Origin of the sequence: Pseudomonas sp. A2 (assembly GCF_023100865.1) — a bacterium.
Taxonomy (GTDB): Bacteria; Pseudomonadota; Gammaproteobacteria; order Pseudomonadales; family Pseudomonadaceae; genus Aquipseudomonas; species Aquipseudomonas asiatica.
This window is the reverse complement of sequence record NZ_CP039127.1, coordinates 5,456,991-5,477,490: the sequence shown is the minus strand read 5'-3', so window position 1 is coordinate 5,477,490 and position 20,500 is coordinate 5,456,991. Positions and strand designations below refer to the sequence as shown.

Genomic DNA, 20,500 nt, shown 5'->3' with positions numbered 1-20,500 from the left:
TCGAGATTACTTGATGCTTTACAGCGCCGCTCATCTCTACTACAACTTCGGGGTTGTCCGTCGTTGTGGTGCGCACTATACGGACGGTCCGGGGGGCTGTAAACCCCCCAAGCAAAAAAAATTTCAAAAAATTCAACTTGTTGATTCCGCAGGCCTATTCGTCCTCGCCAGACACGCCGGTGGGGCTGTCCAAGGCTGACATTTCCGGTTTCAATACGCCTATGCCAGAATTCCTATCTATATACCCCAAGGTGAACCCCTTCTGATGGCCGATTGGCAATCCCTCGATCCCGAGGCCGCTCGCGAAGCGGAAAAATACGACAACCCCATTCCCAGCCGTGAGCTGATCCTGCAGCGCCTCGCCGACCGTGGCGAACCGGCCGCACGCGAGGAGCTGGCGGCCGAGTTCGGTCTGTACGACGAAGACCAGATCGAAGCCCTGCGCCGCCGCCTGCGTGCCATGGAGCGCGATGGCCAGCTTATCTATACCCGGCGCGGCACTTATGCCCCGGTAGACAAGCTGGACCTGATCTGCGGCCGCGTCTCCGGTCACCGCGACGGCTTCGGCTTCCTTATTCCGGACGACGGCAGCGAAGATCTGTTCCTCAGCCCGTCGCAAATGCGCCTGGTGTTCGACGGTGACCGCGGCCTGGCCCGCGTCTCTGGCGTCGACCGCCGTGGCCGCCGTGAAGGCGTGCTGGTCGAAATCATCTCCCGCGCCCATGAAAGCGTGGTCGGCCGTTACTTCGAAGAAGGCGGTATCGGCTACGTGACCCCGGACAACCCGAAGATCCAGCAGGAAGTGCTGGTCACTGCCGGGCGCAACGGCGGTGCCAAGATCGGCCAGTTCGTCGAGATCAAGATCACCCACTGGCCGACCCCGCGCTTCCAGCCGCAAGGCGATGTGGTCGAGGTCATCGGCAACTACATGGCGCCGGGCATGGAAATCGACGTTGCCCTGCGCAGCTACGATATCCCGCACGTCTGGCCCAAAGAGGTGATCAAGGAAGCGCGCAAGTTCCGCTCCGAAGTCGAAGAGAAGGACAAGGAGAAGCGCGTCGACCTGCGCCACCTGCCGTTCGTCACCATCGACGGCGAGGACGCCCGCGACTTCGACGATGCCGTCTATTGCGAGCCGCTGGGCAAGCTGCGCCTGTTCTCCGGTGGCTGGCGCCTGTATGTGGCCATTGCCGACGTGTCCAGCTATGTGCGCCTGGGTTCGGCCCTGGACGTCGAGGCCCAGCAGCGCGGCAACTCGGTGTACTTCCCCGAGCGCGTGGTACCGATGCTCCCCGAAGAGCTGTCCAACGGCCTGTGCTCGCTGAACCCGCATGTCGATCGCCTGGCCATGGTCTGCGAAATGACCATGAACAAAGCCGGCCAGATGGTCGACTATCAGTTTTACGAAGGCGTCATTCACTCCCACGCCCGCCTGACCTACAACAAGGTCAGCAGCATGCTCGAGCACTCCCGCACCCGTGAGGGCAAGGCGCTGCGCGAGGAGTACAAGGCAGTCGTGCCGGACCTGAAGAACCTGTACAACCTGTACAAGGTGCTGGTGGAGGCCCGTCACACCCGTGGCGCGATCGACTTCGAGACTCAGGAAACCCGCATCATCTTCGGTGACGAGCGCAAGATCGCGGAAATCCGCCCGACCGTGCGCAACGACGCCCACAAGCTGATCGAAGAATGCATGCTGGCGGCCAACGTGGCCACCGCCGAATTCCTGCAGAAGCATGGCGTGCCGGCCCTGTACCGCGTGCACGACGGCCCGCCGCCGGAGCGTCTGGAAAAGCTGCGCGCCTTCCTGGGCGAACTGGGCCTGACCCTGCACAAGGGCAAGGACCCGTCGCCGAAGGATTACCAGGCACTGCTGGCGAGCATCGCCGGGCGCCCGGACTTCCACCTGATCCAGACCGTGATGCTGCGTTCGCTGAGCCAGGCGGTGTACAGCACCGACAACAACGGCCACTTCGGCCTGAACTACGAGGCGTACACCCACTTCACCTCGCCGATCCGTCGCTACCCGGACCTGCTGGTGCACCGCGCCATCCGCAGCATCATCCGTTCCAGGGTCGACACCCCGCACGTCAAGCGTGCTGGCGCCATGAGCATTCCCAAGGCGCGTATCTACCCGTACGACGAGAACACTCTCGAGCAGCTCGGCGAGCAGTGCTCGATGACCGAGCGCCGGGCCGATGAAGCCACCCGTGACGTGGTCAACTGGCTCAAGTGTGAGTTCATGAAGGACCGCGTCGGCGAAACCTTCCCGGGTGTGATCACTGCGGTAACCGGTTTCGGCCTGTTCGTCGAGCTGACCGATATCTATGTGGAAGGCCTGGTGCACGTCAGTGCGCTGCCGGGCGACTACTACCACTTCGACCCGGTGCACCACCGCCTGTCTGGCGAGCGTACCGGTCGCAGCTTCCGACTGGGCGACACGATCGAGGTCAAGGTCATGCGCGTCGACCTGGACGAACGCAAGATCGACTTCGAAGTGTCGGAAAAGACCCTCGCCGCCCCGATCGGCCGCAAGCAGCGTGGTGCCGCACCGGCTGCCGGCCAGGCCGAGCAGGCCCCGGTCGAGGCCAAGGCCACGCCGAAGCCGCGCAGCCGCAAGAGCGAGACCGCCGAGGCGTACTTCCCGAAAGACGCTGTGCAGCGTAACGCCGAAGTGCGCAAGAGCCGCGAAATGAAGAAGGCGCTGATGAGCGAGGCGCGCAGTGGCGGCCATGCCAGCAGCAAGTCGGACAAGGGCGGCAAGGCCTCCGGCAAGCCGACCAAGCACCGTAAAGGCCCGTCGAAGTCCGGCGCGCCACGCAAGAGCAAGAGCAAGTCATGAGTCAGCTGGAAAAGATCTACGGCGTGCACGCCGTGCAGGCATTGCTGCAGCACCATCCGAAGCGGGTCAAGCAGATCTGGCTGTCGGAAGGGCGCAGCGAGCCTCGCCTGCAGGCGTTGCTGGCGCTGGCTGCGGAAAATCGCGTGGCGGTCGGCCAGGCCGAGCGTCGTGAGATGGATGCCTGGGTAGAAGGCGTGCACCAGGGTGTGGTCGCCGAGGTGAGCCCGAGCCAGGTCTGGGGCGAGTTGATGCTCGAGGAGTTGCTCGAACGCACCGAAACACCCCCGCTGATCCTGGTGCTGGATGGCGTGACCGACCCGCACAACCTTGGCGCCTGCCTGCGTACCGCCGATGCCGCCGGTGCCACGGCAGTGGTGGTGCCCAAGGACAAGTCCGCAACCCTGACGCCGGTCGTGCGCAAGGTGGCCTGCGGCGCGGCGGAGGTGATCCCGCTGGTGGCGGTGACCAACCTGGCGCGTACCCTGGAAAAACTGCAGCAGCGTGGCCTGTGGGTGGTAGGTACCGCCGGCGAGGCCGAGCAGGAGATCTACCAGCAGGACCTGACCGGGCCGCTGGTGATGATCATGGGCGCGGAAGGCAAGGGCATGCGCCGGTTGACCCGCGAGCATTGCGATTTCCTGGTTAAGTTGCCGATGGGCGGTAGTGTCAGCAGCCTGAACGTGTCGGTGGCGACTGGCGTGTGCCTGTTCGAGGCTGTGCGTCAGCGTCAGGCCAAGCGCTGATCTTCGGCCTGTACCGGCCTCTTCGCGGGTAAACCCGCTCCCACAGGGATCGCACAAGGCCTAAGCCATGTGGGGTATCTGTGGGAGCGGGTTTACCCGCGAAAGGGCCGGCAGTCTGTAATGTGTTTCAGGCTGTTCAAATATTCACCAATCACCTTGCTTGTACGCCTCGCCTTCTCTACAATTGCGCCCCTTGCCGAGCTGGCAGGCGCGCATGTGCCTCCCCTCCGTGCAAGACATACAGTGTCATTCACTCCTTGTCTGACCAGATTCGCTGGCAGACTACTAACCCGTAAGGAGCATTCATGCGTCATTACGAAATCATCTTCCTGGTTCACCCGGACCAGAGCGAGCAAGTCGGCGGCATGGTTGAGCGTTACACCAAGCTGATCGAAGAAGATGGTGGCAAGATCCACCGCCTGGAAGACTGGGGCCGTCGTCAACTGGCCTACGCAATCAACAATGTTCACAAGGCTCACTACGTGATGCTGAACGTTGAGTGCACCGGCAAGGCCCTGGCCGAGCTGGAAGACAACTTCCGCTACAACGATGCCGTTATCCGTAACCTGGTCATCCGTCGTGACGAAGCCGTTACCGGTCAGTCCGAGATGCTGAAGGCTGAAGAAAACCGCAGCGAGCGCCGTGAGCGTCGTGAGCGTCCTGAGCATGCTGAATCCGCCGACGGCGACGACAGCAATGACAGCGACTCCAGCGATAACGCTGACGAGTAATCCACGGACCTTTAGAGGAACCTATTAAATGGCACGTTTCTTCCGTCGTCGTAAATTCTGCCGCTTCACTGCTGAAGACGTGAAAGAGATCGACTTCAAAGATCTCAACACCCTGAAAGCTTACGTATCCGAAACCGGCAAGATCGTTCCAAGCCGTATCACCGGTACCAAAGCTCGTTATCAGCGTCAGCTGGCTACCGCTATCAAGCGCGCCCGCTTCCTGGCCCTGCTGCCCTACACCGACAGCCACGGCCGCTGAGACCGGGTCGTCGACAAGCAGTAAGGGATTAGCATGCGAGCGTTAGCAAGTTTCATCATGCGCGGTCGTGTGCAGGCCACCCTGGTGGTGGTCATCAGCGCGGTACTGCCGCTGCTGTTCTGGTTGAGTGCCGCTGCCGGCAGCCTTGTGCTGCTGCGGCGTGGGTTCAAGGATGCTACAACGGTCATCGCCGGCGGCCTGCTGGCCGGGCTGGCCGTGTGGGTCATGGGCGATCCCATCACCTTTCTGGTGATCGCGGGTGCCCTGGGCTTGGCTGCGCTATTGCGCGCCGAGCATCCCTGGAGCCGGGTGTTGCTGGTCAGTGCCGTGTTCGCCGTGGCTTTCAGCCTCGTGCTCGATCTGGCGCTGGCGCAAACCTTCGATGTACTGGCCAAGGCCTTTGCCGAAGCCATGCCGAAAATCGAGGGGCAGCCGGTGCTCTCCGGTGAGCTGATCCGCCCTGTGCTGGTCGCTTCCACAGCAGTGACGGTGCAATTGTTCAGTGTGCTGGCCTTGGTGCTGGCGCGCTACTGGCAGGCGGCGTTGTACAACCCTGGAGGCTTCGGTCGCGAGTTTCGCGCCCTGAAGTTGCCGAAACAGACCATGGCGGTCTTGGTGGCAGTGATGGTGGTGGCCCCGTTCATCGGGCCGCAGTTCATCGTCCTGGCATCGGCCTCGAGCCTGGTACTGGTACTGGCCGGCATCGCCTTGATGCATGGGCTGGTGGCACAGGGTCGACTGGCCGGGTTCTGGCTGGTGGGCATGTACGTGACGCTGCCGCTGATCATGCAGCTGATTTATCCGTTGCTGGTGGTTCTGGCCATTGTCGACAGCCTGATTGATTTTCGCGGTCGCAAGTCCCCCAAGGGGAATGACTCCGCGAACGGTGAAGGTTAAAAGTTAAGAGGTTTTACCAAATGGAACTGATCCTGCTGGAAAAAGTCGCTAACCTGGGCAACCTGGGCGACAAAGTAAAAGTTAAGGCTGGTTACGGCCGTAACTTCCTGCTGCCATTCGGCAAGGCCACCGTTGCCAACGCCGCCAACCTGGCTGCGTTCGAAGAGCGTCGCGCCGAGCTGGAAAAAGCAGCTGCTGACAAGAAAGCTTCGGCTGAAAGCCGCGCTGCCCAACTGGCCGAGCTGGAAGTGACCATCACTGCCACCGCTGGCGATGAAGGCAAGCTGTTCGGTTCGATCGGCACCCACGACATCGCTGACGCCCTGACCGCCTCTGGCGTTGAAGTGGCCAAGGCTGAAGTTCGTCTGCCGAACGGCACCATCCGTCAGGTTGGCGAATACGACGTAGCCGTGCACCTGCACAGCGACGTTGAAGCCACCGTACGCGTGGTCGTCGTAGCTGCCTAAGCTGCGCTGACTGTCTGGCTCCTTGTGGGGCAGGCGGTTAACATCGGGCACGGTCCTGTTTTCGACAGGCCGTGCCCTTTGTCTTTTTCATCCTCCAGAATTCTTTCGTGGCCATGAACGAGATCACCACTTCCGAACAGCTTGACCTGCAAACCGCAGCCCTGAAGGTGCCGCCGCATTCCATCGAGGCCGAACAGGCCGTGCTCGGTGGCCTGATGCTGGACAACAACGCCTGGGAGCGGGTGCTGGACCAGGTATCGGATGGCGACTTCTACCGGCATGACCACCGCCTGATCTTCCGTGCCGTGCACAAGTTGGCCGACGCCAACCAGCCATTCGACGTGGTGACCCTGCACGAGCAGTTGGACAAGGAAGGCCTTTCTTCGCAAATCGGTGGGTTGGCTTACCTGGCCGAGCTGGCCAAGAACACCCCGTCGGTAGCCAACATCAAGGCCTATGCCGCGATCATTCGCGAGCGTGCCACCCTGCGCCAGCTGATCAGCATCAGTACCGATATCGCCGACAATGCGTTCAACCCGCAAGGGCGCAACGCCGAAGAAATTCTCGACGACGCCGAGCGGCAGATCTTCCAGATCGCCGAGGCTCGCCCGAAAACCGGCGGCCCGGTTGGGGTCAACGAACTGTTGACCATGGCCATCGACCGCATCGACACGCTGTTCAACTCCGACAGTGACATCACCGGCGTATCCACCGGCTTCACCGACCTCGACGAGAAGACCAGCGGCCTGCAGCCAGCCGACCTGATCATCGTCGCCGGCCGACCGTCGATGGGTAAGACCACTTTCGCCATGAACCTGGTGGAAAACGCCGTACTGCGTACCGACAAGGCGGTACTGGTGTTCTCCCTCGAGATGCCAGGTGAATCGCTGATCATGCGTATGCTCTCGTCCCTTGGCCGTATCGACCAGACCAAAGTGCGTTCCGGCCAGTTGGACGACGATGACTGGCCGCGCCTGACCTCGGCTGTGAACCTGCTCAACGACCGCAAGCTGTTCATCGACGATACCGCCGGCATCAGCCCCTCGGAAATGCGCGCCCGTACCCGCCGCCTGGCCCGCGAGCATGGCGAAATCGCCATGATCATGGTCGACTACCTGCAGCTGATGCAGATCCCGGGTTCGGCCGGCGACAACCGGACCAACGAAATTTCCGAGATCTCCCGCTCGCTCAAGGCCCTTGCCAAGGAATTCAACTGCCCGGTCATCGCCCTGTCGCAGCTGAACCGCTCCCTGGAACAACGCCCGAACAAACGCCCGGTGAACTCCGACTTGCGTGAATCCGGTGCGATCGAGCAGGACGCCGACGTGATCATGTTCGTGTACCGCGACGAGGTGTACCACCCCGAGACCGAGCACAAGGGCGTGGCGGAAATCATCATCGGTAAACAGCGTAACGGCCCCATCGGCTTCGTGCGCCTGGCGTTCATCGGCAAGTACACCCGCTTCGAGAACCTTGCGCCGGGCATGTACAACTTCGACGACGACGAATAAGCCACCGGCCTCATCGCCGGCAAGCCATGAATCCGACAACCATCGTCGGATTTGGTCAAAATTTGTGCTATCCTCCGCGCCCGCGATTTCCCTGCACACCAGAACCGGTCACTGACATGCAAGCAGCCAAACCACTCTACGACTATCCCAAGTACTGGGCCGAATGCTTCGGGCCAGCACCTTTCCTGCCGATGAGCAGGGAGGAGATGGATCTGCTCGGCTGGGATTCCTGCGACATCATCATCGTGACCGGTGATGCCTACGTCGACCACCCGTCGTTCGGCATGGCCATCATCGGCCGCCTGCTGGAGGCACAGGGCTTCCGCGTAGGCATCATCGCCCAGCCGAACTGGCAGTCGAAAGACGACTTCATGAAGCTCGGCGAGCCGAACCTGTTCTTCGGTGTGGCCGCGGGCAACATGGACTCGATGATCAACCGCTACACCGCGGACAAGAAGATCCGTTCTGACGACGCCTACACCCCTGGTGGCCTGGCCGGCAAGCGTCCGGACCGTGCCAGCCTGGTGTACAGCCAGCGTTGCAAGGAAGCCTACAAGCACGTGCCGATCGTACTGGGCGGCATCGAGGCTTCGCTGCGCCGCATCGCCCACTACGACTACTGGCAGGACAAGGTCCGTCACTCGATCCTGATCGACGCCAGCGCCGACATCCTGCTGTTCGGCAACGCCGAGCGCGCGGTGGTCGAGGTGGCCCAGCGCCTGTCCAACGGCGAGAAGATCGAGACCATCACCGATGTGCGCGGCACTGCTTTCGTGCGTCGTGACACGCCTCAGGGCTGGTACGAGATCGATTCGACCCGCATCGACCGCCCGGGTCGCGTCGACAAGATCATCAACCCGTACGTGAATACCCAGGACACCCAGGCCTGTGCCATCGAGCAGGCCAAGGGCGACCAGGAGGACCCGAACGAAGCCAAGGTCGTGCAGATTCTCGACAGCCCGAGCATGACCCGGGAAAAGTCGGTGATCCGCCTGCCGTCGTTCGAGAAGGTGCGTAACGACCCGGTACTCTATGCCCATGCCAACCGGGTGCTGCACCTGGAGACCAACCCGGGCAACGCCCGCGCCCTGGTGCAGAAGCATGGCGAAGTGGATGTGTGGTTCAACCCGCCACCCATCCCCATGAGCACCGAGGAAATGGACTACGTGTTCGGCATGCCCTATGCCCGTGTGCCGCACCCGGCCTACGGCAAGGAGCGCATCCCGGCCTACGAGATGATCCGCTTCTCGGTGAACATCATGCGTGGCTGCTTCGGTGGCTGCACCTTCTGCTCGATCACCGAGCACGAAGGCCGCATCATCCAGAACCGCTCGCACGAGTCGATCCTGCACGAAATCGAAGAGATGCGTGACAAGGTGCCGGGCTTCACCGGCGTGGTCTCCGACCTTGGCGGCCCGACTGCCAACATGTACCGCATCGCCTGCAAGAGCCATGACATCGAGAAGCACTGCCGCAAGCCGTCGTGCGTATTCCCGGGCATCTGCGAAAACCTCAACACCGACCACAGCTCGCTGATCGAGCTGTACCGCAAGGCTCGTGCCCTGCCGGGTGTGAAGAAGATCCTGATTGCCTCTGGCCTGCGTTATGACCTGGCGGTGGAGTCGCCGGAGTACGTCAAGGAGCTGGTCACCCACCATGTCGGCGGTTACCTGAAGATTGCCCCGGAGCACACCGAGCGTGGCCCGTTGGACAAGATGATGAAGCCGGGTATTGGCACCTATGACCGCTTCAAGCGCATGTTCGAGAAGTTCTCGAAAGAGGCGGGCAAGGAGCAGTATCTGATCCCGTACTTCATCGCCGCGCACCCGGGCACCACCGACGAAGACATGATGAACCTGGCCCTGTGGCTGAAGGGCAACGGCTTCCGTGCCGACCAGGTGCAGGCGTTTTACCCGTCGCCGATGGCTTCGGCCACGGCCATGTACCACTCGGGCAAGAACCCGCTGCGCAAGGTGACCTACAAGAGCGAAGGTGTGGAGATCGTCAAGAGCGAGGAGCAGCGTCGTCTGCACAAGGCGTTCTTGCGTTACCACGATCCGAAGGGCTGGCCGATGCTGCGTGAGGCGCTGCAGCGCATGGGCCGTGCCGACCTGATCGGGCCGGGCAAGCACCAGCTGATCCCGCTGCACCAGCCGCAGACCGATACCTACCAGAGTGCTCGCCGCAAGAACTCGACCCCGGCGGGTAGCCACAAGGTGGGCAAGGAGCAGAAGGTCCTTACCCAGCACACCGGCCTGCCGCCGCGTGGCAGTGATGGCAGCAAACCGTGGGACAAGCGTGAAAAAGCCAAGGCCGAAGCGTTTGCGCGTAACCAGCAGGCGGCCAAGGAGCGCAAGGAAGCGGCCAAGGGTGGCAAAGGCAACAAGAAGCCGCGCCAGCCGGTCATTCCGCGCTAACTGATCCATATCGGGACCGCTTTGCGGTCCTTTCGCGACACAAGGCCGCTCCCACATCGATCGGCGTACGAAGTGCTGTTGTGGGAGCGGCCTTGTGTCGCGAAAGGGCTGCAAAGCAGCCCCGAAATCTGGAAATCAGTCAGGCTTCTTGTCGACCCACTTCGGCGCCACAGGCGCAACAAAGCTGTCCATCCCGTCCAGCAGCTCATCGGGCTGCTGCCCCAGCAGCAACATCGCCCGATGCTGCGGCCGCACGAAGCCTTCTTCGACGATATGGTCGAGGAACCCGCCCAGCTTCTCGTAGAAACCGTTCACATCCAGCAGCCCCAGCGGCTTGGCGTGATAGCCCAATTGCCCCCAGGTCCATACCTCGAACAACTCCTCCAGCGTACCCAGCCCACCGGGCAGGGCGATAAAGGCGTCGCTCAGTTCGGCCATGCGTGCCTTGCGCGCGTGCATGCCGTCGACCACTTCCAGGCGGCTGAGGCCCTTGTGGCCGATTTCGGCATTCATCAGGCTCTCGGGGATGATTCCGATCACTTCGCCACCGGCCGCCATGGCCGCGTCAGCGACGGTGCCCATCAGGCCAACTGCGCCGCCGCCATAGACCAGGGTCAGGCCGCGACGGGCTATCGCCTGGCCCAGCGCGATGGCTGCTTCACGGTAAGCGGGGTTGGCACCAATGCTGGCGCCGCAGAATACACAAACGGAACGTACGGGCATTGCTCATCTCCAGTCACTCAGGCTGACAGGGTAAGGCCCATGTCCTACAGTTCCAAGGCTGGTTTCACTCCGGTCGGGAGAATTCGCAGATGGCGCCGGTCGCTCCATGGGCGTAGGCCGCCAGCAGGCTGTTCATCAGGCTACCAAGGGTCATTTCGTATTGCTCCTAAATGAGAGGTTGTCCCATCGTCCAATAAAAGGGCATGATGTGCCCTTGAATTGGTTGTATACAATCCATTGAACAATTCTACTGGCTGGCCTCTTGACAGCCCCTTGACCCATATCAGCAAGGGGCTGAACGGTTTCAGGCAGTCTCGCAATTGATAAAACCCTGCCAAGGAGATTCATGATGTTTGCGAAAGCTGTAGCGGTATCCCTGCTGACCCTCGCCAGCGCTTCTGTCTTCGCAGCCGAGTGCTCGGTGACTGTCGACTCCACCGACCAGATGTCCTACAACACCAAGGAAATCACCGTCGACAAGAGCTGCAAGGAATTCACCGTCAAACTGACCCACTCCGGCAACCTGCCGAAGAACGTCATGGGCCACAATCTGGTGATCAGCAAGACTGCCGACATGCAGGGCATTGCCACCGAAGGCATGAGCCAGGGTCTGGAAAAGGACTACATCAAGGCTGACAACGCCGCGATCATCGCCCACACCAAGATGATTGGTGCTCCTGAGAAGGAGACCGAGGTGAAGTTCGATGCTACCAAGCTGGAAGCCGGTGGCGACTACAGCTTCTTCTGCACCTTCCCGGGCCACATCTCGATGATGAAGGGCAAGGTCGTCGTCAAGTAATCAAAAGCTGACGGTGAACCCTGTGGGAGCGGGTTCATCGGGACGCCGAACCGCCGCGAATGCAATGGTGAGCCCACCGACATATTCGCGGCGGTTCGGCGCCCCGATGAACCCGCTCCCACAGGTCTTTCTACAGCCTGATCAAGGGGCGAACGGCAGTTCGCGCTTGTGCTGGGTCTTGCGGTAGGTAGCGACGATGATATCGAACGCTTCCTGGTCAACCGGCTGCCCATGCAGGAAGGCATCGATCTGCTGGTAGGTCACGCCATGGGAGGCTTCGTCCGGCTTGCCCGGTGCCAGGTCTTCCAGGTCCGCAGTCGGCACCTTCTCCACCAGTGACTCCGGCGCACCGAAGCTGCGCGCAATCGCCCGCACCTGGTTCTTCACCAGCCCGCTCAGCGGCGCCAGATCGCAGGCACCATCACCGAACTTGGTAAAGAAGCCCATCACCGCCTCGGCGGCGTGGTCGGTACCGATCACCAGGCCCGCGCGGGCACCGGCGATGGTGTACTGGGCGACCATGCGGGTACGCGCCTTGACGTTGCCGACCACGAAGTCCACCAGCGTCGGCGAGCCGTTCTTCAACTCCACCACTTCAGCCGCAAGCGCCCGTACTGCCGGGGCGATATCTACGGTGTGCACTTCGTCGGCCTTGATCACTTCCAGGCACGCCTGGGCGTCATGCTCGTCATGCTGGACCTGGTAAGGCAGGCGCACGGCGATGAAGGTGTAGGCCTTGTCGCCGGTTTCGGCGCGCAGCTCGTTGATGGCGCGTTGGGCGAGCAGGGCGGCGGTCAGCGAGTCGACGCCGCCGCTGATGCCCAGCACCAGGGTCTTGAGCCGGGCGTTGGCCAGGCAATCCTTGATGAACGCCACGCGCCGGGCCACTTCGGCCTCGAGCGCGGCGGCGTCGGCGAACGGCGGCTGTACCTTCAGCGCCTGGGCAATCTCTTGCTGAACCGCTTGCATGGGTTACTCCTTGCTGGGGACTTTGAATACATGGCGCATATAGGCGACGAAGTTCTCGTCGCGGCATTGGGTCTTGGCGGCTTCGTCCGAAATCTTCGCTACCGGCGCGCCGTTGCAGTCGGTCATTTTAAGCACGATGCTCATCGGGGCCACACCCGGGATGTCGCAAGTCAGGTTGGTGCCGATGCCAAAGCTGACGTTGATGCGACCGCGCAGGGCTCGGAAGATTTCCAGCGAGCGGGTCAGGTTGAGACCGTCGGAAAACACCAGGGTCTTGGTCATCGGGTCGATACCCAGTTTCTGGTAATGGGCAATGGCTTTTTCCGCCCATGCCACCGGTTCGCCCGAGTCGTGGCGCAGGCCGTCGAACAGCTTGGCGAAGTACAGGTCGAAATCGCCGAGGAAGGCATCCATGGTGATGCAGTCGGTCAGGGCGATACCGAGCAGGCCGCGGTACTCGCGCACCCAGCAGTCCAGCGCGGCGATCTGGCTGTCGATCAGTCGCGGGCCGAGTTGCTGGTGGGCCATGATCCATTCATGAGCCATGGTACCCAGCGGCTTGATATCCAGTTTCCATGCCAGGTCGACGTTGCTGGTACCGACGAAGCGGCCCGGGAAATCGTCGCGCAGCACGCGCACCACTTCTTCCTGCACACGGCTGGAAAAACGCCGGCGGGTGCCGAAGTCGGCCACTTGCAGTTCGGCCAGTTCCTCTTCGTTGGCATGCGCGCGCAGCCAGTCGAACTTGCGGTATAGCTGGTCGCGGGCCTCGGCCAGGCGCATGCGCGGGTGCAGATGGCGGTTGCGCACTTCGCTGATGATCGCCAGCAGCGGCACTTCGAACAGGATCACATGCAGCCACGGGCCTTTCAGGCGCAGGAACAGCTGGTCGTTTTCTATCCCCAGGCGTACGTAGCGCAGGTTGAAGCGGAACAGGCGCAGAAAGCGCAGGAAATCTGGCTTGAGAAAGCTGATGCGTTCGAGAAAGGCCAGCTGGCCGTCATCCAGGGTGAGGTCGCTGAGCAGTTCGAGCTGGTTGCGGATCTCGCCGAGGTAGGGGCGCAGGTCCTCGCCGTTGCGGCAGCGGAATTCCCATTCGACGTCGGCGTCCGGGTAGTTGTGCAGCACGCCCTGCATCATGGTGAGTTTGTAGAAGTCGGTGTCGAGCAGGTTGTGCACGATGCGCTCGGCGAATGCGCTCTCGCTCATCAATGGGGCTCCGGAAGCGGCGAATGGCGGACATTGTGCCAGCCTTTTCGGCCTTGTTGTGTCTGGGCTGGCCTCTTCGCGGGTGAACCCGCTCCCACAGGGCCGCGTATCTGCCAAAACAGAGGTGTTTTTTCGCGCACCAGCTAGCCTTGAAACGGTGCCGCCTGTAGCAGTCGCGCACCAGCTGTGTGCAGTTCGGTGACGTCCGCTGTTACAGGGCGGTTGCACGTAAACACTTGCCAGGGTTGCAATGATGGCACTCGACGGTTGCTCCTTGTCTGTACGTGTGGTGGCGCCTGCCGCGTGGCAGACGGTTGCACGCTCAATAAAGAAAAGGCCGTCGGTCGCCTGCAGGCAACCTGCGCAGTGTGTTTTGCCGGAAGACAAAACCTATGGCACGGCCCTTGCTCTGAGCACAGGGCTGAGAAGTTGTAGTGCCAACCAAAAAAACTCTAGGAGCACCACCTCATGTCGCAGACGTTTTACAAGAAAGGTTTCCTGGCTCTGGCCGTAGCTACGGCACTGGGTGTTTCTTCGTATGTTCAGGCCGACGTCAAGATCGGTGTAGCGGGCCCGATGACTGGGGCTAACGCAGCGTTTGGCGAGCAGTACATGAAAGGTGCGCAGGCAGCGGCCGACAAGATCAACGCCGCCGGTGGCGTGAATGGCGAGAAAATCGTACTGGTCAAGGGCGATGACGCCTGCGAGCCGAAACAGGCCGTGGCCGTGGCCAACCGCCTGGTCGACCAGGACAAGGTGATCGGCGTGGTCGGCCACTTCTGTTCCTCCAACACCATCCCGGCCTCCGAGGTGTATGACGAGGCTGGCGTCATCGCCATCACCCCGGGCTCCACCAACCCACAGGTCACCGAGCGCGGCCTGGGCGCCATGTTCCGCATGTGCGGCCGTGACGACCAGCAGGGCATCGTCGCCGGCGACTACATCGTCGACGTGCTCAAGGGCAAGAAAGTCGCGGTGCTGCACGACAAGGACACCTACGGCCAAGGCCTGGCCGACGCGACCAAGGCACAGCTGGAAAAACGCGGCGTCAAGCCGGTGCTGTACGAAGGCCTGACCCGCGGCGAGAAGGACTTCAGTGCCGTGGTCACCAAGATCCGTTCCACCGGTGCCGACGTTGTCTACTTCGGCGGCCTGCACCCGGAAGCCGGCCCGCTGGTACGCCAGCTGCGCGAGCAGGGCCTGAAGGACGTCAAGTTCATGTCCGATGACGGCATCGTCACCGACGAACTGGTGTCCACCGCTGGCGGCGCGCAATACGTCGATGGCGTGTACATGACCTTCGGCGCCGACCCGCGCCTGCTGCCGGACAGCAAGGCGGTGGTGGAGGAGTTCCGCAAGGCCGGTACCGAACCTGAAGGCTACACCCTGTACGCCTACGCCTCGCTGCAGGCCCTGGCTGCCGCGTTCAACGGCGCCAAGTCGAACAAGGGCGAAGACGCTGCCAAGTGGCTCAAGGCCAACCCGGTGAAGACCGTCATGGGCGAGAAAAAGTGGGACTCGAAGGGTGACCTGACCGTGTCCGACTACGTGGTCTACCAGTGGGATGCCCAAGGCAAGTACCACCAGCTGGAAAAACAAAAATAACAACGGCCCACGGCCCGGGCGCGTCAGCCCCCGGGCCAAAGCCCCGCGGTACCTGTCTTTATCCGTAGATCTGCACAGTACTGCGCTGCGAGGGCCGCCTGTTCCAGGCCCGCCGTGGTCGGCGCTCGTGCAATCTCAATCAGGTGAGATTGCGTTATGGATGGTATTTTCCTGCAGCAACTGGTCAACGGCCTGACCCTCGGGTCGGTCTATGGCCTGATCGCCATCGGCTACACAATGGTCTATGGCATCATCGGCATGATCAACTTCGCGCACGGCGAGGTGTACATGATTTCCGCGTACCTCGCGGCGATCAGCCTGGCATTGCTGGCTTATTTCGGTATCGAGTCGTTCCCCCTGTTGATGCTGGGCACCCTGTTGTTCACCATCGTCGTCACCGGCGTGTACGGCTTCACCATCGAACGCATCGCCTACAAACCCCTGCGCAACTCCACCCGCCTGGCACCACTGATCAGTGCCATCGGCATCTCGCTGATCCTGCAGAACTACGCGCAGATCAGCCAGGGCGCCCGCCAGCAAGGCGTGCCAACCCTGCTGGAAGGCGCCTGGCGTGTCGAAGTGGGCACCGGCTTCGTGCAACTTACCTACACCAAGATCTTCATCCTGGTGGCAGCCTTCGTTGGCATGGGCCTGCTCACCTATGTGATCAAGTACACCAAGCTCGGCCGCATGTGCCGTGCCACCCAGCAAGACCGCAAGATGGCCTCGATCCTGGGCATCAACACCGACCGGGTGATTTCCTACGTGTTCGTCATCGGTGCGGTTATGGCTGCCCTGGCCGGCGTGCTGATCACCATGAACTACGGCACCTTCGACTTCTACGCCGGCTTCATCATCGGCATCAAGGCGTTTACCGCCGCGGTGCTCGGCGGTATCGGCTCGCTGCCTGGCGCCATGCTCGGCGGGATCATCCTGGGCATTTCCGAGTCGCTGTTCTCTGGCCTGATCAACTCCGACTACAAGGACGTGTTCAGCTTCTCGCTGCTGGTGATGATCCTTATCTTCCGCCCACAAGGCCTGCTGGGTCGCCCGCTCGTGGCTAAGGTGTGAACATGTCCATTGCCAAAACTGCCTCTGTTCCTGAAACCAAAAGTTTCGATATCAAACGCAGCCTGCTGGAGACCATCGTCGCCGGCCTGCTGGCACTCATCGTGTTCGGCCCTGTCGTTGGCGTGGTGCTCGACGGCTACACCTTCAACGCCGAGCCGCGGCGTGTGGCCTGGCTGGTTGGCGGGGTGATGCTGGGGCGCTTCCTGCTCAGCCTGTACCTGCAGACGGCCGCCGGCACGCGCATGCTCCAGGGCTTCGAAAGCGGTGGCTCGGGCGTGCATGTGCGCGCGCCGAACTACGTATCGCGGCTGCGCTATATCATCCCGGCGCTGGTGGTGATCGCCATCGTCTTCCCGATTTTCGCCAACAAGTACCTGCTGACCGTCGTCATCCTCGGCCTGATCTACGTGCTGCTGGGCCTGGGGCTGAACATCGTGGTCGGCCTGGCCGGCCTTCTCGACCTGGGCTACGTGGCGTTTTATGCCATCGGCGCGTACGGCCTGGCGCTGGGTTACCAGTACCTTGGCCTGGGCTTCTGGAGCGTGCTGCCACTGGCGGCCATAGCTGCGGCGCTGGCGGGGTGCATACTCGGTTTCCCGGTGTTGCGGATGCACGGCGACTACCTGGCGATCGTGACCCTGGGCTTCGGCGAGATTATCCGCCTGGTGCTGAACAACTGGTTGTCGTTCACCGGCGGCCCCAACGGCATGCCGGCACCGGCGCCGACCTTCTTCGGCCTGGAGTTCGGCCGTAGGGCCAAGGACGGTGGGGTACCGATCCACGAGTTCTTCGGCTTCGATTACAACGCCAACCTCAAGTTTGTGTTCATCTACGCGGTGCTGTTCATCGTCGTGCTTGCAGTGCTCTACATCAAGCATCGCCTGACCCGCATGCCGGTCGGCCGTGCCTGGGAAGCGCTACGCGAAGACGAGATCGCCTGCCGCTCGATGGGCCTGAACCACGTACTGGTCAAGCTCTCGGCGTTTACCCTGGGTGCCTCCACCGCCGGCTTGGCCGGGGTGTTCTTTGCCACCTATCAGGGCTTCGTCAACCCGTCGTCGTTCACCTTCTTCGAGTCGGCGCTGATCCTCGCCATCGTCGTGCTCGGTGGTATGGGCTCGACCGTAGGCGTGGTGATCGCCGCCTTCGTGCTGACCGTGGCACCCGAGCTGCTGCGCAGCTTCTCCGAATACCGCGTGCTGCTGTTCGGTGTGTTGATGGTGCTGATGATGATCTGGCGACCGCGTGGGCTGATCCGCATCAGCCGTACCGGTGTGACCCCGCGTAAAGGAGTGGCGCCATGAGCGACGATATCATTCTCTCGGTCGACAACCTGATGATGCAGTTTGGCGGCATCAAGGCGCTCAGCGATGTCAGCCTGAAGGTCCGGCGCAACCAGATCTTCGCTTTGATCGGCCCCAACGGTGCGGGCAAGACCACCGTGTTCAACTGCCTGACCGGGTTCTACAAGGCCAGTGGCGGGCGCATCGAGCTGAACGTGCGCGGTAGCCACACCAACGTCATCCAGCTGCTCGGCGAGCGCTTCCAGGCGGCAGACTTCGTCTCCCCGGCGCGCTTCGCCAACCGCATGTACTACAAGATGTTCGGCGGTACCCACCTGGTCAACCGCGCCGGCCTGGCACGCACCTTCCAGAACATTCGCCTGTTCAAGGAAATGTCGGTGGTGGAGAACCTGCTGGTGGCGCAGCACATGTGGGTCAACCGCAACCTGCTGGCCGGGGTACTCAACACCAAGGCCTACCGCAAGGCCGAGAGCGACGCGCTGGACCACGCGTTCTACTGGCTGGAAGTGGTCGACCTGGTCGATTGCGCCAACCGCCTGGCTGGCGAGTTGTCGTACGGCCAGCAGCGCCGCCTGGAAATCGCCCGGGCCATGTGCACGCGGCCGAAGATCATCTGCCTGGACGAACCGGCGGCTGGCCTGAACCCACAGGAAACCGAGGCCCTCAGCCGCATGATCCGCGTGCTGCGCGACGAGCACGACATTACCGTGGTGCTGATCGAACACGATATGGGCATGGTCATGAGCATTTCCGATCATATCGTGGTGCTCGACCACGGCAACGTGATTGCCGAAGGCGCGCCGCAGGATATCCGCCACAACCCGACGGTGATCGCCGCCTACCTGGGTGCAGATGAAGAGGAACTGGTATGAGTGCACCCATTCTGGAATTGAAGGACCTGGACGTGTTCTACGGCCCTATCCAGGCGCTGAAGAAAGTCTCGATGCACATCAATGAAGGTGAGACGGTCAGCCTGATCGGCGCCAACGGCGCTGGCAAGTCGACCCTGCTGATGTCGATCTTCGGCCAGCCACGGGCGGCTTCGGGGCATATCGTGTACCGCGGCACCGACATCACTCGCAAGTCGTCGCATTACATTGCCTCCAACGGCATCGCCCAGTCGCCGGAAGGGCGCCGGGTGTTCCCCGACATGACGGTCGAGGAGAACCTGATGATGGGTACCATCCCCATCGGTGACAAGCATGCCGACGAAGACATGCAGCGCATGTACGAGCTGTTCCCGCGCTTGAAAGAGCGGCGTAACCAGAGGGCCATGACCATGTCTGGTGGCGAGCAGCAGATGCTGGCAATTGCCCGCGCGCTGATGAGCCGGCCAAAGTTGTTGCTGCTGGATGAGCCATCGCTGGGGCTGGCGCCGATCGTGGTCAAGCAGATCTTCTCGACCCTGCGTGAGCTGGCCAAGACCGGCATGACCATCTTCCTGGTTGAGCAGAACGCCAACCATGCGCTGAAACTGTCGGACCGGGCTTATGTGATGGTCAACGGGCAGATTCGCATGAGCGGGACGGGGCAGGAGCTTTTGGTCAACGAAGAAGTGCGCAACGCCTATCTCGGCGGGCATTGAGTTGCTTTCGGGGGCCGCTTTGCGGCCCTCGAAGCCAATGTGGACAACCTTTCGAACACCTCTCCCCAATTACTCCACAACCCCACCACAAACCCTTGTTTCCACAGGATCATTTTTTCCACGGTTAATGTGGAGCTGCCTGTGGAAAACATGGTGGCATCTCGCTCAAGCCCTTTGATACCAAGCCCTGCAGAGTAATGATCATTTTTTGATCAATTGCACCTTGTGGATTATTTTCCAAGGTTTTTCAAAGCCCTGCATTCATTCCAGGCGTTGCGAAAAGCCTGTGGATAACCCTGTGAAAAAGCCTTGGACAGACCGCTGCAGACGGCATGCTTGAAAGCCTTGCGCCATCACCGAAAAGATATCCACCGACCATAAGTCGCTGAAAGGGTTCCGTACCGTGGACAAGTTGCCCCCAATCCGTGGGGAAAGCCTTGTGGATAACGTGCGCATAGCTGGTGCCGAGCCGTCTACTGTAAGGGTTTGCCACATATGATCAAAAAATGAACAGTATCCCGGGCGGGTTGCTGCAAGCACGCGGCGCGGGCATGCTGCAAGACTGCCGATGACAATCCACCGTGAGGAACAGAGCATGACGTCCACCGTATTCATCACTGGCGCGACTTCCGGTTTTGGTGAGGCCACTGCCCGCCGTTTTGCCGAAGCTGGTTGGAAGCTGGTGCTCACTGGCCGCCGCAAGGAGCGCCTGGATGCCCTGTGCGCAGAACTGTCGGCCAAAACCGAAGTACACGGCCTGGTGCTCGACGTGCGTGACCGCAAGGCCATGGAGCGGGCCATCGCCAACTTGCCGGCCGGCTTCGACAAGTTGCGCGGCCTGGTCAACAACGCAGGCCTGGCGCTAGGGGTGGACGCGGCGCAGAACTGCAGCCTGGACGACTGGGAAACCATGGTCGACACCAACATCAAGGGCCTGATGTACACCACCCGCTTGCTGCTGCCACGGCTGATCGCCCATGGCCGTGGGGCGTCGATCCTCAACGTAGGTTCAGTGGCGGGCAACTACCCGTACCCAGGCAGCAACGTGTATGGCGGCACCAAGGCCTTCGTCGGCCAGTTCTCGTTGAGCCTGCGCTGCGACCTGCGGGGTACGGGCGTGCGCGTGAGCAATATCGAGCCGGGCCTGTGCGAGAGCGAGTTCTCGCTGGTGCGCTTTGGCGGTGACCAGGCCAAATACGACGCCACCTACGCCGGTGCCGAGCCGATCCAGCCGCAGGACATTGCCGAGACCATCTTCTGGATCCTCAACCAGCCGGCGCATATCAATATCAACAGCCTCGAGCTGATGCCGGTGAGCCAGGACTGGGCAGGGTTCTCGATCGACCGGTCGGCCAAGGCCTGATCAAA

At 61.7% G+C, this 20,500-nt stretch carries 18 protein-coding genes; 15 read left to right on the top strand and 3 right to left on the bottom strand.

What is annotated here, in order from left to right:
* The first annotated feature begins 265 nt into the window (after window positions 1–265).
* From rnr to E5221_RS25320, 8 genes are all read left to right on the top strand, one after another.
* A complete protein-coding gene (gene rnr, locus E5221_RS25355) occupies window positions 266–2,842 on the top strand; it encodes a ribonuclease R (RefSeq protein ID WP_015271993.1) in 2,577 nt (858 codons plus the stop codon).
* Window positions 2,839–3,585: a 23S rRNA (guanosine(2251)-2'-O)-methyltransferase RlmB gene (gene rlmB / locus E5221_RS25350; protein ID WP_003259007.1), complete on the top strand. Its 747-nt coding sequence runs from the start codon at window positions 2,839–2,841 to the stop codon at window positions 3,583–3,585. Before rnr ends, rlmB begins: the two co-directional genes overlap by 4 nt.
* 305 nt (window positions 3,586–3,890) lie before the next feature.
* Entirely contained in the window at window positions 3,891–4,316 is a 426-nt protein-coding gene (gene rpsF / locus E5221_RS25345) for a 30S ribosomal protein S6 (protein WP_013974420.1), read from the top strand.
* A gap of 28 nt (window positions 4,317–4,344) precedes the next feature.
* Window positions 4,345–4,575, top strand: coding sequence for a 30S ribosomal protein S18 (gene rpsR / locus E5221_RS25340; protein WP_003249563.1), 231 nt, complete (start codon window positions 4,345–4,347; stop codon window positions 4,573–4,575).
* Window positions 4,576–4,608: 33 nt separating this feature from the next.
* On the top strand, window positions 4,609–5,472 hold the full coding sequence (locus E5221_RS25335) for a hypothetical protein (RefSeq protein WP_003259010.1): 864 nt from the start codon (window positions 4,609–4,611) through the stop codon (window positions 5,470–5,472).
* Between the two features lie 20 nt (window positions 5,473–5,492).
* A complete protein-coding gene (gene rplI / locus E5221_RS25330; RefSeq protein WP_003249568.1) occupies window positions 5,493–5,939 on the top strand; it encodes a 50S ribosomal protein L9 in 447 nt (148 codons plus the stop codon).
* A 113-nt stretch (window positions 5,940–6,052) separates the two neighbouring features.
* Window positions 6,053–7,450 (top strand): replicative DNA helicase, encoded by a 1,398-nt coding sequence (dnaB, locus tag E5221_RS25325; protein ID WP_247846613.1) that lies wholly within the window; start codon window positions 6,053–6,055, stop codon window positions 7,448–7,450.
* 116 nt (window positions 7,451–7,566) lie between these two features.
* Window positions 7,567–9,867, top strand: a complete 2,301-nt coding sequence (locus E5221_RS25320; protein WP_013974417.1) for a YgiQ family radical SAM protein — start codon at window positions 7,567–7,569, stop codon at window positions 9,865–9,867.
* Window positions 9,868–10,002: 135 nt separating this feature from the next.
* Here E5221_RS25320 and E5221_RS25315 read toward each other — a convergent pair whose 3' ends face one another.
* Window positions 10,003–10,590: a TIGR00730 family Rossman fold protein gene (locus E5221_RS25315; RefSeq protein WP_023660590.1), complete on the bottom strand. Its 588-nt coding sequence runs from the start codon at window positions 10,588–10,590 to the stop codon at window positions 10,003–10,005.
* Window positions 10,591–10,939: 349 nt separating this feature from the next.
* Between E5221_RS25315 and azu the strand changes: the two genes are divergently transcribed.
* A complete protein-coding gene (azu, locus tag E5221_RS25310; protein ID WP_015271990.1) occupies window positions 10,940–11,389 on the top strand; it encodes an azurin in 450 nt (149 codons plus the stop codon).
* A 141-nt stretch (window positions 11,390–11,530) separates the two neighbouring features.
* Here azu and nadE read toward each other — a convergent pair whose 3' ends face one another.
* Entirely contained in the window at window positions 11,531–12,358 is an 828-nt protein-coding gene (gene nadE / locus E5221_RS25305) for an ammonia-dependent NAD(+) synthetase (RefSeq protein ID WP_013974414.1), read from the bottom strand.
* Between the two features lie 3 nt (window positions 12,359–12,361).
* Window positions 12,362–13,567 (bottom strand): nicotinate phosphoribosyltransferase, encoded by a 1,206-nt coding sequence (gene pncB, locus E5221_RS25300; protein WP_013974413.1) that lies wholly within the window; start codon window positions 13,565–13,567, stop codon window positions 12,362–12,364.
* A gap of 468 nt (window positions 13,568–14,035) precedes the next feature.
* Here pncB and E5221_RS25295 point away from each other — a divergent pair, with 468 nt between their 5' ends.
* The 6 genes from E5221_RS25295 (at window position 14,036) to E5221_RS25270 (ending at window position 20,495) form a co-directional block, all read left to right on the top strand.
* Window positions 14,036–15,172 carry a branched-chain amino acid ABC transporter substrate-binding protein gene (locus tag E5221_RS25295; protein ID WP_013974412.1) on the top strand — a complete coding sequence of 379 codons (1,137 nt, stop codon included), beginning with the start codon at window positions 14,036–14,038 and terminating at the stop codon, window positions 15,170–15,172.
* A gap of 156 nt (window positions 15,173–15,328) precedes the next feature.
* Window positions 15,329–16,243, top strand: a complete 915-nt coding sequence (locus E5221_RS25290; protein WP_013974411.1) for a branched-chain amino acid ABC transporter permease — start codon at window positions 15,329–15,331, stop codon at window positions 16,241–16,243.
* A gap of 2 nt (window positions 16,244–16,245) precedes the next feature.
* Window positions 16,246–17,547 carry a high-affinity branched-chain amino acid ABC transporter permease LivM gene (livM, locus tag E5221_RS25285; RefSeq protein ID WP_061550613.1) on the top strand — a complete coding sequence of 434 codons (1,302 nt, stop codon included), beginning with the start codon at window positions 16,246–16,248 and terminating at the stop codon, window positions 17,545–17,547.
* Window positions 17,544–18,419 (top strand): ATP-binding cassette domain-containing protein, encoded by an 876-nt coding sequence (locus E5221_RS25280; RefSeq protein ID WP_010955466.1) that lies wholly within the window; start codon window positions 17,544–17,546, stop codon window positions 18,417–18,419. The genes livM and E5221_RS25280 overlap by 4 nt, the downstream gene beginning before the upstream one ends.
* Window positions 18,416–19,132, top strand: a complete 717-nt coding sequence (locus E5221_RS25275) for an ABC transporter ATP-binding protein (protein ID WP_015271986.1) — start codon at window positions 18,416–18,418, stop codon at window positions 19,130–19,132. Before E5221_RS25280 ends, E5221_RS25275 begins: the two co-directional genes overlap by 4 nt.
* 595 nt (window positions 19,133–19,727) lie before the next feature.
* Complete coding sequence (locus E5221_RS25270) at window positions 19,728–20,495, top strand: SDR family oxidoreductase (RefSeq protein WP_061550614.1); 768 nt, start codon at window positions 19,728–19,730, stop codon at window positions 20,493–20,495.
* Window positions 20,496–20,500 lie beyond the last annotated feature (5 nt).

Excerpts from the sequence above, each read along its gene's own strand:
- rlmB (WP_003259007.1), top strand. The coding sequence starts at position 2,839 with ATGAGTCAGCTGGAAAAGATCTACGGCGTGCACGCCGTGCAGGCATTG.
- livM (WP_061550613.1), top strand. The coding sequence starts at position 16,246 with ATGTCCATTGCCAAAACTGCCTCTGTTCCTGAAACCAAAAGTTTCGAT.
- E5221_RS25280 (WP_010955466.1), top strand. The coding sequence starts at position 17,544 with ATGAGCGACGATATCATTCTCTCGGTCGACAACCTGATGATGCAGTTT.
- E5221_RS25270 (WP_061550614.1), top strand. The coding sequence starts at position 19,728 with ATGACGTCCACCGTATTCATCACTGGCGCGACTTCCGGTTTTGGTGAG.
- E5221_RS25275 (WP_015271986.1), top strand. The coding sequence starts at position 18,416 with ATGAGTGCACCCATTCTGGAATTGAAGGACCTGGACGTGTTCTACGGC.
- dnaB (WP_247846613.1), top strand. The coding sequence starts at position 6,053 with ATGAACGAGATCACCACTTCCGAACAGCTTGACCTGCAAACCGCAGCC.
- rpsR (WP_003249563.1), top strand. The coding sequence starts at position 4,345 with ATGGCACGTTTCTTCCGTCGTCGTAAATTCTGCCGCTTCACTGCTGAA.
- E5221_RS25290 (WP_013974411.1), top strand. The coding sequence starts at position 15,329 with ATGGATGGTATTTTCCTGCAGCAACTGGTCAACGGCCTGACCCTCGGG.
- azu (WP_015271990.1), top strand. The coding sequence starts at position 10,940 with ATGTTTGCGAAAGCTGTAGCGGTATCCCTGCTGACCCTCGCCAGCGCT.
- nadE (WP_013974414.1), bottom strand. The coding sequence starts at position 12,358 with ATGCAAGCGGTTCAGCAAGAGATTGCCCAGGCGCTGAAGGTACAGCCG.
- rnr (WP_015271993.1), top strand. The coding sequence starts at position 266 with ATGGCCGATTGGCAATCCCTCGATCCCGAGGCCGCTCGCGAAGCGGAA.
- pncB (WP_013974413.1), bottom strand. The coding sequence starts at position 13,567 with ATGAGCGAGAGCGCATTCGCCGAGCGCATCGTGCACAACCTGCTCGAC.
- rpsF (WP_013974420.1), top strand. The coding sequence starts at position 3,891 with ATGCGTCATTACGAAATCATCTTCCTGGTTCACCCGGACCAGAGCGAG.
- E5221_RS25335 (WP_003259010.1), top strand. The coding sequence starts at position 4,609 with ATGCGAGCGTTAGCAAGTTTCATCATGCGCGGTCGTGTGCAGGCCACC.
- E5221_RS25295 (WP_013974412.1), top strand. The coding sequence starts at position 14,036 with ATGTCGCAGACGTTTTACAAGAAAGGTTTCCTGGCTCTGGCCGTAGCT.
- E5221_RS25315 (WP_023660590.1), bottom strand. The coding sequence starts at position 10,590 with ATGCCCGTACGTTCCGTTTGTGTATTCTGCGGCGCCAGCATTGGTGCC.
- rplI (WP_003249568.1), top strand. The coding sequence starts at position 5,493 with ATGGAACTGATCCTGCTGGAAAAAGTCGCTAACCTGGGCAACCTGGGC.
- E5221_RS25320 (WP_013974417.1), top strand. The coding sequence starts at position 7,567 with ATGCAAGCAGCCAAACCACTCTACGACTATCCCAAGTACTGGGCCGAA.